This is a genomic window from Terrabacter sp. 2YAF2, from assembly GCF_052114705.1.
Lineage (GTDB): Bacteria > Actinomycetota > Actinomycetes > Actinomycetales > Dermatophilaceae > Terrabacter.
The window spans coordinates 95,922-106,964 of the sequence record NZ_JBFRFG010000013.1 but is presented as its reverse complement, the minus strand read 5'-3'; the positions used below and the strand labels follow the sequence as shown (position 1 = coordinate 106,964).

Annotated in this window: 9 protein-coding genes; 5 read left to right on the top strand and 4 right to left on the bottom strand. The window is 70.9% G+C overall.

Annotated elements, in window-relative coordinates:
- Positions 1–164: 164 nt before the first annotated feature.
- Together AB4030_RS15055 and AB4030_RS15050 are read right to left on the bottom strand one after the other, a co-directional pair.
- Positions 165–1,517 (bottom strand): MFS transporter, encoded by a 1,353-nt coding sequence (locus tag AB4030_RS15055; protein WP_442280020.1) that lies wholly within the window; start codon positions 1,515–1,517, stop codon positions 165–167.
- A complete protein-coding gene (locus AB4030_RS15050; RefSeq protein ID WP_442280019.1) occupies positions 1,514–2,137 on the bottom strand; it encodes an ArsR/SmtB family transcription factor in 624 nt (207 codons plus the stop codon). Before AB4030_RS15050 ends, AB4030_RS15055 begins: the two co-directional genes overlap by 4 nt.
- 258 nt (positions 2,138–2,395) lie before the next feature.
- Here AB4030_RS15050 and rplM point away from each other — a divergent pair, with 258 nt between their 5' ends.
- From rplM to AB4030_RS15025, 5 genes are all read left to right on the top strand, one after another.
- Positions 2,396–2,839, top strand: a complete 444-nt coding sequence (gene rplM, locus AB4030_RS15045) for a 50S ribosomal protein L13 (protein ID WP_442280018.1) — start codon at positions 2,396–2,398, stop codon at positions 2,837–2,839.
- A 34-nt stretch (positions 2,840–2,873) separates the two neighbouring features.
- Complete coding sequence (gene rpsI, locus AB4030_RS15040) at positions 2,874–3,377, top strand: 30S ribosomal protein S9 (protein ID WP_442280017.1); 504 nt, start codon at positions 2,874–2,876, stop codon at positions 3,375–3,377.
- Between the two features lie 157 nt (positions 3,378–3,534).
- Positions 3,535–5,961, top strand: coding sequence for a hypothetical protein (locus AB4030_RS15035; protein WP_442280016.1), 2,427 nt, complete (start codon positions 3,535–3,537; stop codon positions 5,959–5,961).
- 147 nt (positions 5,962–6,108) lie between these two features.
- Complete coding sequence (gene glmM, locus AB4030_RS15030; RefSeq protein ID WP_442280015.1) at positions 6,109–7,455, top strand: phosphoglucosamine mutase; 1,347 nt, start codon at positions 6,109–6,111, stop codon at positions 7,453–7,455.
- A 46-nt stretch (positions 7,456–7,501) separates the two neighbouring features.
- Positions 7,502–8,671, top strand: a complete 1,170-nt coding sequence (locus tag AB4030_RS15025; protein WP_442280014.1) for a low temperature requirement protein A — start codon at positions 7,502–7,504, stop codon at positions 8,669–8,671.
- A gap of 96 nt (positions 8,672–8,767) precedes the next feature.
- Here AB4030_RS15025 and AB4030_RS15020 read toward each other — a convergent pair whose 3' ends face one another.
- Both AB4030_RS15020 and AB4030_RS15015 read right to left on the bottom strand, forming a co-directional pair.
- Entirely contained in the window at positions 8,768–9,283 is a 516-nt protein-coding gene (locus AB4030_RS15020; RefSeq protein ID WP_442280013.1) for a beta-class carbonic anhydrase, read from the bottom strand.
- A 20-nt stretch (positions 9,284–9,303) separates the two neighbouring features.
- Entirely contained in the window at positions 9,304–11,016 is a 1,713-nt protein-coding gene (locus tag AB4030_RS15015) for a fumarate hydratase (RefSeq protein WP_442280012.1), read from the bottom strand.
- Positions 11,017–11,043: the final 27 nt, after the last annotated feature.

Below are 11,043 nucleotides of genomic sequence, written 5' to 3'. Positions count from 1 at the left end.
ACGACCATGGACGTTGAGACGGGCGTTAGCGTGGGGCACGAGAACCTCCGGACGGTGTGTGACTTCGACAATCCACACCTCACCCGGAGGTTCTCCTCGTCGTCAACGCCTACGTGTCACCAACGTCCAGGCCGAGTACACCTAGCGGTCGCCCACGAGCTCGCTCACTCGACCACGACGGGGTCGTCGCCGGCTCGCGGTCGAGCGCTCGCCGACTCGGTCGGCGCGGCGCTCGGCGGGCCGCCCTTCCCGCGCCTCTCGGCGCGGAGCGCGTGGCGGTAGAACCACGCGCCGGCGATGCTGAAGGCGCCTGCACCCACCATGGCGACCTGCGTGGAGGTGCGCTCGGCGAGGAGGCCGAGCAAGGGAGCGGCGAGACCGAATGCGACCGAGGCGACCATCGAGTTCATCGACAGGACGGTGGCACGGTTGCGCGCCTGCGCCTCGCGGTGGAGCAGGGCCGAGTGCATGGGGCCCGCGGAACCGTGCACGAGGTAGGTCACGCCGTAGGCGGCGATGAGGGCGGCCGGGCCCGCCACGAGCCCCATGACGACGGCCCCGAGCCCGTTGAGGATGCGCGCGACGATGGCGGTCCGGGCCACGCCGATGCGCCGGCTCGACCACCCGCCCAGTGCCGCGCCGACGGCGAAGACCGCCCAGCCGGCCGCGGCCACCGGGCCCATGATGGCCCCGGCGCGCTCCTCGCCGCCGACGAGCTCGGCGAGCCGGATCGGCTGGAAGGTCTCGAAGACGATCATCGCGACCGACCAGAAGAGCTCGACGGTGACGATGCCGCGCAGCACCGCGTTGTCGCGCAGCAGGCCGAGGCCCTCACGGACGACGCTCGGGGACTGCTTGGCCGAGGCCAGGGCCCGTCGTGCCGCCGACGTGTCGAGGTGCTCGGCCGAGCGCGGCTCCCGCAGCAGCACGAGGACGGCGAGCAGGTGGAGGACGTTGAGGGTCACGAAGACGGCGACCGGCAGGACGAGCGCCGACGCGCCGGCGAACGGGTGCCACCACACGAGGCCACCCGAGACCAGCGCACCGGCCGCGATGCCGACACCGACCACCGTGCCCTGCGCGGAGAGCGCGCCGTCCACGTCGGCTCCGGGCCTGCTCGCGTGCACCGTGTCGACGAACCATGCCTCGAGCGGGCCGGAGTCGAGGGCCCGGAAGATCCCCGTGAGCACGGCGGCGAGCAGGAACGCCCAGAACGAGTGCGCGACGAGCAGGGTCCCGCTCGCGACGACGTTGACGACGGCGGAGACGACGAAGACGGGGCGGCGCCCGAAGACGTCGGCGAAGCCGCTCGTCGGCAGCTCCAGGGCGAAGATCGTCAGTCCGGCGGCCGACGTGACCGTCATCGCCTGCGCGACGGTGAGGCCCCGCTCCAGCTGCCAGAGCGTGAGCAGGCCGACGACCAGGCCCACCGGGAACCAGCGGGTGAAGGTCAGGACGACGAAGACGCGGCGCGCAGCGTCGGGGGACAGGACGGCATACGTGCTCGGCGCGCTCATCGGGACGACTCGCGTGCAGGGTCCGCCGGCGGGCGGTCGAGGTCGAGGGGGTACGCGAAGGCGTACACCGCGATCCGTCGGGCCTGCGGGTTGCCCTGTCCGACCCGGCGATAGCGCTCGATGAGCTCCCACATCTCCTCGCGCATGGCCTCGAGGGACTCCGTGGTCACGAGGACGGAGGCGTCGCTCGATCCGCACGCGTCCTGCCAGGCAGTGGGCCACGTCGTGGAGACGTCGAGCCAGCGGTCGTACTGCTCGCTGAAGTGACGGGCGTAGTCACGGGTCAGCCAGTTGAGGGCGGTCTCGGAGTCCTCGTCGCCCTCGAAGTCGCTCGGGTGCCACGAGTGGTACTCCGAGCTGGCTCGCCACAAGCGCCGTTTGCCCTCGCCCTCCTCGGTGTCCTGGACGAGCCCGACCGACTCGAGCTTGCGCAGGTGGTAGCTCGTCGCGCCCGAGTTCGTGCCGAGCAGGCTCGCGAGATCGGTGGCCGTCGAGGGGCCGTGCCGCCGCAGGGCACCGAGCAGGCGGGAGCGGAGCGGGTGGGCCAGCACGCGCAGGCTCGCCGGAGTGAGCCAGACGCTGTCGTCACCGGGAGCCTTCGAGGAGTCATCTGCAGCCATAGTGTGCACAATACCTTTGCATAGTCTCGCTGCACAAGATGTGTGCACAAGTGGGACATGCCGGCATCAGTGCAGGTCAGGCCGGGTTTCCGTGCCTGGTGCGCGGGATTTGAGGGCGTGACCCAGAGCCCGTAACATGGGTGAGGTTGTGCACCGGGCCGTCAGGCGAACCCGCCACACCCCACGGGAGCGGGCGACGCGGACCGAGCCCAGCGGCATTCACTGCTCCACCATTTCTTAAAGCGAAGGCAGACTCCATTGCGCACGTACACCCCGAAGCCCGGCGAGGTCACTCGCACGTGGCACGTCATCGACGCGACCGACGTCGTGCTCGGCCGTCTCGCGAGCCAGGCCGCTGTCCTGCTCCGGGGCAAGCACAAGCCGCAGTTCGCGCCGCACGTCGACACCGGTGACTTCGTCATCATCATCAACGCCGAGAAGGTCGCCCTCACGGGAGCCAAGCTCGAGCAGAAGAAGGCGTACCGCCACTCGGGCTTCCCGGGCGGTCTGCGTTCGACCTCCTACACCGAGCTGCTCGCCCAGAGCCCCGAGAAGGCCGTCGAGAAGGCCATCCGCGGCATGCTCCCGAAGAACTCGCTGGCCCGCCAGCAGCTCTCCAAGCTCAAGGTCTACCGCGGCGCCGAGCACCCGCACGCGGCGCAGCAGCCCGTCCCCTTCGAGATCACCCAGGTTGCGCAGTAAGCCCCCGGCTGCTGCGTAGAAAGCGACAAGACACGTGACTGACATCGTGAACGAGGAAGTCCTCGACACCGACGAGCCCGAGCTGACCGAGTACACCTCGGAGTCCGACGGCTCCGTGGTCGGCGAGCCGAAGCGCGCCCGTGAGGTCTCGACCCCCGGTGCCGCCACCGGCCGACGCAAGCAGGCCATCGCCCGCGTGCGCATCGTCCCGGGCACCGGCGAGTGGAAGATCAACGGCCGCACGCTCGACGCCTACTTCCCCAACAAGGTGCACCAGCAGATCGTCAAGGAGCCCCTGACGCTCCTCGAGCTCGACGGCTCCTACGACGTGCTCGTGCGCGTGCACGGCGGTGGCCCCTCCGGCCAGGCCGGCGCAGTGCGCCTCGGCGTCGCCCGCTCCCTCAACGGCATCGACGAGGAGCTCAACCGTCCCGCCCTCAAGAAGGCCGGCTTCCTCACCCGTGACCCCCGCGTCCCGGAGCGCAAGAAGGCCGGTCTCAAGAAGGCCCGCAAGGCGCCCCAGTACAGCAAGCGCTGACCTGGCTGCCCCAGCAGGACAGTCGAAGGCCCCCGAGCACTGCTCGGGGGCCTTCGTCGTCCACTGCGGGCGTCTGCGTCGGGTGGAGGAACGCTCACGGCCCACGGATGTTGGCTCGCTGCATCAGGGCGCGCGCCTGCGTGGCACCCTTGGGAGCATGCAGGCGTCCGTGGGCACTCCGGACCGCCGGGCCACGGGCGGCCTCGTCTCCGTCGTCGGCCTGCTCGCCCTGAGCGGCGCCGGCCTGGGTCTCGCGTGGACGACCACCGGCTCCGAACCTGCGGTCGTCGGCTGGTGGCTCGCCGTCGTCGGACTGGGGGTGCTCCTGCCGGGATGGGCGCTCACGCGCTGTCTGCACGCCTCGTCCGCGAGCCCCACCGACGTGGGTTGGGCCGGCCCGGTCGGAATCCTGGTCGCCCTGCTGACCTGGCTCGTCGCGCACCTGCTCGGAGTCGACCTGCCCAGTCTGGTCGTCGGACCCGCCCTCGCTCTGCTGCTCGTCGCGCTGCCGGCGACGCGACGGCGTCTGGTCGGATCGTCCGCCGCGAAGGTTCGCTGGCCCGTGGGGGCCTGGGCGGCTCTCACCGTGACGACGCTCCTGACGGTGCGGTGGATGTGGGTCGGCGGCCTCGCCGACACCGCGCCGACCCCGACGGCCCGGTTCCGGCACTACGACCAGGACCTGCTCTACCAGACCGCCCTCACCGGCGAGGCGCGACGCAACCTCGTGCCCGGCTACCCAATGGTGGACGGCGAGCCCTTGGGCTACCACTGGTTCTTCCATGCTCTCGCAGCCCAGCTCGGCGGCTCCGGACTGCACGACCTCGATGTCGTGACCAGGTTGCTCCCTGCGACGCTCGTCGTCATGGTGACGCTGCTGGCGGCAGCCGTGGGGTCGCAGGTGACCGGCCACTGGACCGGGGCCGTGGGAGCCACGGTCGCGGTCACGCTCGTCCGGCCGTTGGCCCCCGACCCGTGGCTCCAGGGACCGCTGGCCGTCGTCGGCACGTACTGGCAGCTGAGCCCGACGGCCACCCTGGGCTGGGTGCTCGGCCTGGCCCTCACCGGCTGCCTCGTCGCCGTCCTGCGCCGAGGCCCCTTCGACCGTCCGGTGCCCGTCTGGCTCCTGCCCCTCTTCGCGATCGGCGCGGCCGGGGCGAAGTCGGCACAGGTGCCCGTCATCGCCTGCGGGGTGGCCCTCGCGGGACTCGTGTGGGTGGTGGCCGCCCGGGGCCGGGGTGGGTGGCGGCGGACGGCCGCGATCCACGGCGGTGCTGTCGCCGGCCTTCTCGTCGTGATCGCCCTGGCGGTGCTCTTCCTCTATCCGGGTTCCTACGGCCTTCGTGTCGACCTCGGGGCGTGGCCGGCCAGCGCTGCCGAGCAGGTCTACGGCACCACGGGCGTGAGTCCCGTCGCCGTCGCGGCCGCGTCCCTCGTGGCGCTGGTGCGCCGCTGGGTCCCCATGCTGCTGCCGTGCGCGGGCCTGCTCGTCCTGCTGCGTCGTCGGCCGCTCGAACCTGCGGGGTGGATCGGCCTCGGGACGGTGGTCGGGGGACTGCTCCCTGCGCTGGTACTGACCCATCCGGCCGGTAGTCAGGTCTACTTCGCGGTGGCGGCTCTCCCGATCGGACTGGTGCTCTCGGGTGCCGGGGCGGGACTGTTCGTCCAGCACGTCGTCGCCGCTGACGGCCTGCACGGCCTGTCGAGGCCGCCGGGCCTGTCCGGCTGGGCGGGACCGTTCCGGCCGGGACGTGCCCTGTTCGTCCCGGGTGTCGTCGTGATCGGGGCGCTGGCCCTCGTCGCCGTGTGGCGGGTGACCCATGCCGCCTCCACGGCAGCCCCGGCGCCTCCGGCTCCGGCCACCCCCGGAGCGTCGGACAAGGGGTACCTGCTCTGGGGGTGGGCGTCAGGCACCCTGCTGCTCGTCGGGATGATCCTGCTCATCGTCACCCTCGGCTGGGCAGCGGTCGCCCGCCGCCGAGGCAGAAGACCGGCTGGTGCCTGGGGCGGCCTGCTCGCCCTCGGCGTCTTCGGCTGCGGACTGTGGGCCCTGACACCCGATCTCCGGATCGGCGTCGTCCCGGGGCCGCCGGTGTCGGCCGAGCCGGTGCCCGGCTCAGGAGAGCCGGTCATCAGCCCGGCACTCTTTGCCGCCGGGCAGTACCTTCGGGAGCACGCAGATCCTCACGACGTCATCGCGACCAACCGGGTCTGGAACGGGCCTTGGCCGGGCCCGTACGACCATCATGACAACCGCGACTTCTCGGTCGCCGCCCTGTCGGGCCTGCGCACCGACGTGTCTGGCTACGGCTACGCGCCGCGGATGGTCCGGTCACCCCCATCAGCCGACCTGCCCCCATTTCAGCAGCCCTTCTGGGACCCGGAACGCCTCGCCGAGGAGCTGACGCTCGTGACCGACCCGACCCGGGCGAGGCTCGACGCGGCGTATCACGGTCGCGGCGTGCGCTGGATCCTGGCCGATGAACGGTCCGGTCCCGTCTCGACGGTCCTCGCACGGCTCACCGACGTCGTCATGCACCGGGACGGAGTCTGGCTCGCACGGCTGCGCCCGCCCGGCTCGTGATCAGGTGTCGTCCGTGGTCGCGGCCCCACGACGGAGCACCAGCCGGAACCCCACACGGGCTCGGCGCGCCTCGTCGGGCGGTATTGTCGTGCGAGCACATCTGCGACCGCCCCCCCGGCCGCAACCCCTCGGGAAGGCAGAACACGCGTGGCTCGACTCTTCGGCACGGACGGCGTCCGTGGTGTGGCGAACAAGGACATCACCGCCGAGCTCGCGCTCGATCTCTCTGTCGCCGCGGCGCACGTGCTGGCGGAGGTGGGGGCCTTCAACGGCCACCGACCCGTTGCGGTCGTCGGGCGGGACCCGCGGGCGTCGGGGGAGTTCCTCGCGGCAGCGACCATGGCGGGCCTCGCCTCGGCCGGCATCGACGTGCGTGACGCCGGCGTGCTGCCGACCCCCGCCATCGCCTACCTCGTGGGGGAACAGGACGCCGACCTCGGTGCCATGCTCTCGGCCTCGCACAACCCCATGCCTGACAACGGCATCAAGTTCTTCGCACGGGGCGGCCACAAGCTCGCCGACGACCTCGAGGACCGCATCGAGGACCGGTTGCGCGACGAGTGGCAGCGCCCCACCGGGGGTGACGTCGGCCGCATCACGCCGCTCGCCGACGGCGCTGATCGCTATGTCGCCCACCTGTTGGCCTCCCTGCCGCACCGGCTCGAGGGACTGCACGTCGTCGTCGACGCTGCGCACGGAGCTGCCTCGCAGGTCGCCCCCCGCGCCTTCCGCGAGGCGGGTGCCCGGGTCACCGTCATCGGCGGCGAGCCCGACGGGCTCAACATCAACGACGGCTACGGCTCCACCCACACGGGGCGACTCAAGGAGACCGTCGTCGCGACCGGCGCCGACTTCGGCATCGCCCTCGACGGCGATGCCGACCGCTGCCTCGCGGTGGACGCCACCGGCTGCGAGGTCGACGGCGACCAGATCATGGCGATCCTCGCCCTGGCCATGAAGGAGCAGGGAGTGCTGCGCGGTGACACGCTCGTCGCCACCGTGATGTCCAACCTCGGCATGATCCAGGCGCTCGGCGGCGCCGGCATCAAGGTGCTGCAGACCGCCGTCGGTGACCGCTACGTCCTCGAGGGGATGAAGGGGGGCGGCTACTCCCTCGGCGGCGAGCAGTCCGGTCACGTCGTCATGCTCGACCACGGGACGACCGGCGACGGCACGCTCACCGGCCTCATGCTGGCCTCGCGGGTCGCCGCCACCGGCCGCACGCTAGCCGACCTCGCCGGAATCATGACCCACTTCCCGCAGGTGCTCGTCAACGTCAAGGACGTCGACAAGTCAGCGCTGGAGGCCAACGCCGCCGTGGCCGATGCCGTGCGCGCGGCCGAGGGCGAGCTCGGCGACACCGGGCGCGTCCTGCTGCGCAAGTCCGGCACCGAGCCGGTCGTCCGCGTCATGGTCGAGGCCGCCGACGGCGACCAGGCCGCTGCGGTCGCCGAGCGGCTCGTTGGCGTGGTCAGGGCTGAGCTCTCCCTCTGAGGCGGGCACGGCGACCTCACGCCCTGCCGCTGGCAGAATCGAGCACGTGAGCCACGCCAACGTCGTGCCCCTGCACCGGCGGATGCAGCCCCGGGACCCGCACGAGACGCACCGTGTGGCGACCCCGCTCGAGCTGTTCTTCGACCTGGTGTTCGTCGTGGCCATCGCGGGCGCTGCGGCCCAGTGGCACCACGGCCTCACGGAGGGCCGTCTCGAGGACCTCCTCAGCTTCGTCATGGTCTTCTTCGCCATCTGGTGGGCGTGGATGAACTACACGTGGTTCGCCTCGTCCTACGACTGCGACGACGTCCCCTATCGGTTGCTGACGTTCGCCATCATGACCGGTTCGCTGATGCTCGCCGCCGGCATCCCGGATCTCTTCGCCACGGAACAGTCGGGACTCGTCGTCGGCGGCTACGCCGTCATGCGCTTCGCGATGGTCGCCATGTGGCTCCGGGCCGCGGCGAGCCACCCCCAAGGCCGCGCGACCGCGCTGGCGTATGCCGTCGGCATCTCCGTCGTGCAGGTGCTGTGGATCGCCCGGTTGCTGCTCCAGGGCCACGCGGTGCTGCTCGGGTCCTTCTTCGCGCTGGTCGTCCTCGAGCTGCTCGTGCCGATCCTGGCCGAGCGGCGGGGCATCACGCCCTTCCACCCGCACCACATCGCCGAGCGCTACGCCCTGCTGACGCTCATCGTGCTCGGCGAAGTCATCCTCGCCTCGGTGCAGGCCGTCCAGGCAGCGCTCGGACAGGGCGCCGACCCAGGCCTGCTGCCACTGGTGGTGGGGGGACTCTTCGTCGTCTTCTCGATGTGGTGGCTCTACTTCAAGCGGGATCACGCCGGACTCTTCGGGCGCAGCATCCGGAGCACCTTCCTCGCCGGCTACGGCCACTACCTGGTCTTCGCCTCGGTGGCCGCCACCGGGGCGGCCCTCGCGGCGGCCGTCGACCGCGTCCAGGGCGAGGGGCACGCCTCGGTGCGCGTGGTCGGGCTCGCGCTGGCGGGGGCGGTCGCGGTGTACCTCTGGGGCCTCACGGCGATGCACGCCCTGGCCGGGGCGCCGACGTCGGAGACCCGGGTCGGTGTGGCGGTCGGTGTGGCGGTGCTCCTCGTCGCGGCGGTCGTGCCGGCGATCGGCATCACGGTGCTGATGATCGGCCTGCTGCTCGCAGCCGCAGTGGCCCACCACGTCTGGAGCACCCGCGACGCCGCCTGAAGGTGACGGGGAGTGAGCACTCGACACAGGGATCGCGTCGAGTGCCCACGTGCCCACGTGCCCACGTGCCCACGTGCCCACGTGCGTCCGGCGCGGTTAGTCGACGAGCCGGAGCAGACCCGAGTCGACGTCGTAGATGAAGCCGCCCACGAGCGTCCCCTCGGCGATGAGGGGATGGCTGCGGACCGTGGCGAGGTCCGCACGCAGGGCGCGCTCCTGGTCGGAGATCGCGTGGAAGCTCATCCAGGACGCGTCCTTGCCGGCGCTGGCTCCGACCCGCTCGCGCAGCTCCGCCTCGGTGTTCAAGGCCATGGCGCACCTGGTGTGCGGCACGATGAGGATCCGGTCCACGTTGAGCAGGTGCGTGGCGAGGACCAGCGCCTCGAGGGCTTCGGAGGCGACGCGACCGCCCGGGTTGCGGAAGATCTTCGCGTCCCCCGCCTTGAGGCCGACGAGGTTCAGGGGGTCGATGCGGGAGTCCATGCAGGTCACGATCGCCACGCCGGCACGGGCGATGCCGTCGAAGCCGGCCAGGTCGAAGCTGTCCGCGTAGGCTCGGTTCGCGGCGAGCAGGTCATCGAAACCCTTGCCGGCAGAAGCGACGTCGCTCATTCTGTGTCCTCTCTCGTCTGTCACTGGAGTCCGGGTCGCCGGGAGATGGTGAAGGCCATCGGCTTGCCCACCTCGGCGAAGAAGTCGTTGCCCTTGTCGTCGACGACGATGAAGGCGGGGAAGTCCTCGACATCGATCTTCCAGACTGCTTCCATGCCGAGCTCTTCGTATTCGAGCACCTCGACGTGCTTGATGCAGTCCTGCGCCAGCCGGGCGGCCGGACCGCCGATCGAACCGAGGTAGAAGCCGCCGTGCGCGTTGCAGGCGTCGGTGACCTGCTTGCTGCGGTTGCCCTTGGCCAGCATGACCTTCGAGCCTCCGGCGGCCTGGAACTGTTCGACGTAGGAGTCCATGCGGCCCGCCGTGGTCGGCCCGAAGGAACCGGAGGGCATGCCCTCCGGCGTCTTGGCCGGACCGGCGTAGTAGACCGGGTGGTCCTTGAGGTACTGCGGCATCTCCTCGCCGGCGTCGAGGCGTTCCTTGATCTTCGCGTGCGCGATGTCCCGGGCGACGACGAGCGGTCCGGTGAGCGACAGTCGCGTCTTGACCGGGTGCTTCGAGAGCTCGGCGAGGATGACGTCCATCGGCTGGTTGAGGTCGATCTTCACGACGACGTTGCGGCTCGTCGAGCTGACACCGACCGCGTCGTCCTCGTGCTCGCCGAGGTCGACCGACGCGGCGTCGGGAAGGAACCGCGCGGGGTCGGTCTCGAGCTGCTCGATGAAGACCCCGTCGGCGGTGATCTTGCCGAGCACCTGGCGGTCGGCCGAGCACGACACCGCGATCGCCACCGGCAGCGAGGCGCCGTGGCGGGGGAGGCGCACGACCCGCACGTCGTGGCAGAAGTACTTGCCGCCGAACTGCGCACCGATGCCGAACTGGCGGGTCAGCTCGAGGACCTTCTCCTCGAGCTCGGTGTCGCGGAACCCGTGGGCACTGATCGACCCCGACTTCGGCAGCGTGTCGAGGTACTTCGCCGAGGCGTACTTGGCTGTCTTCAGGGCGAACTCGGCGCTCGTGCCCCCGATGACGATGGCGAGGTGGTAGGGCGGGCACGCCGCCGTGCCGAGCGACCGCAGCTTCTCGTCGAGGAAGCGCATCATCGCCTCCTCGTTGAGGATGGCCTTGGTCTCCTGGTAGAGGTAGCTCTTGTTGGCCGACCCGCCGCCCTTGGCCATGAAGAGGAACTTGTACTGCGCCTCGTGGCCCGGGAGGGTGTCGGCGTAGAGCTCGACCTGGGCCGGGAGGTTGGAGCCGGTGTTCTTCTCCTCCCACGTCGTGATCGGCGCCATCTGCGAGTAGCGCAGGTTGAGGCGGGTGTACGCGTCGAACACACCCTCGCTGATCGCCCGCTCGTCGGTGCCCGCCGTCAGCACGTGCTGGCCGCGCTTGCCCATGACGATCGCCGTGCCGGTGTCCTGGCACATCGGCAGCACGCCACCGGCCGCGATGTTGGCATTCTTGAGCAGGTCGAGCGCGACGAACTTGTCGTTGTTGCTGGCCGCCTCGTCCTCGAGGATGTTGCGCAGCTGCTGCAGGTGGCCGGGCCGCAGGTAGTGGGCGATGTCGTGCATCGCCGTCTCGGTCAGCAGCCGCAGGGCCTCCGGGTCGACCTCGAGGAAGCTGCGTCCTCCCGGTCCCTCGACGGCGCGCACGCCCTCGGTCGTCAGCAGCCGGTACGGCGTCTCGTCGGCGCCGATCGGCAGCAGGTCCTCGTAGACGAAGTCGGGCACGACGTGCTCCTCGCGATCTTGGTGGGC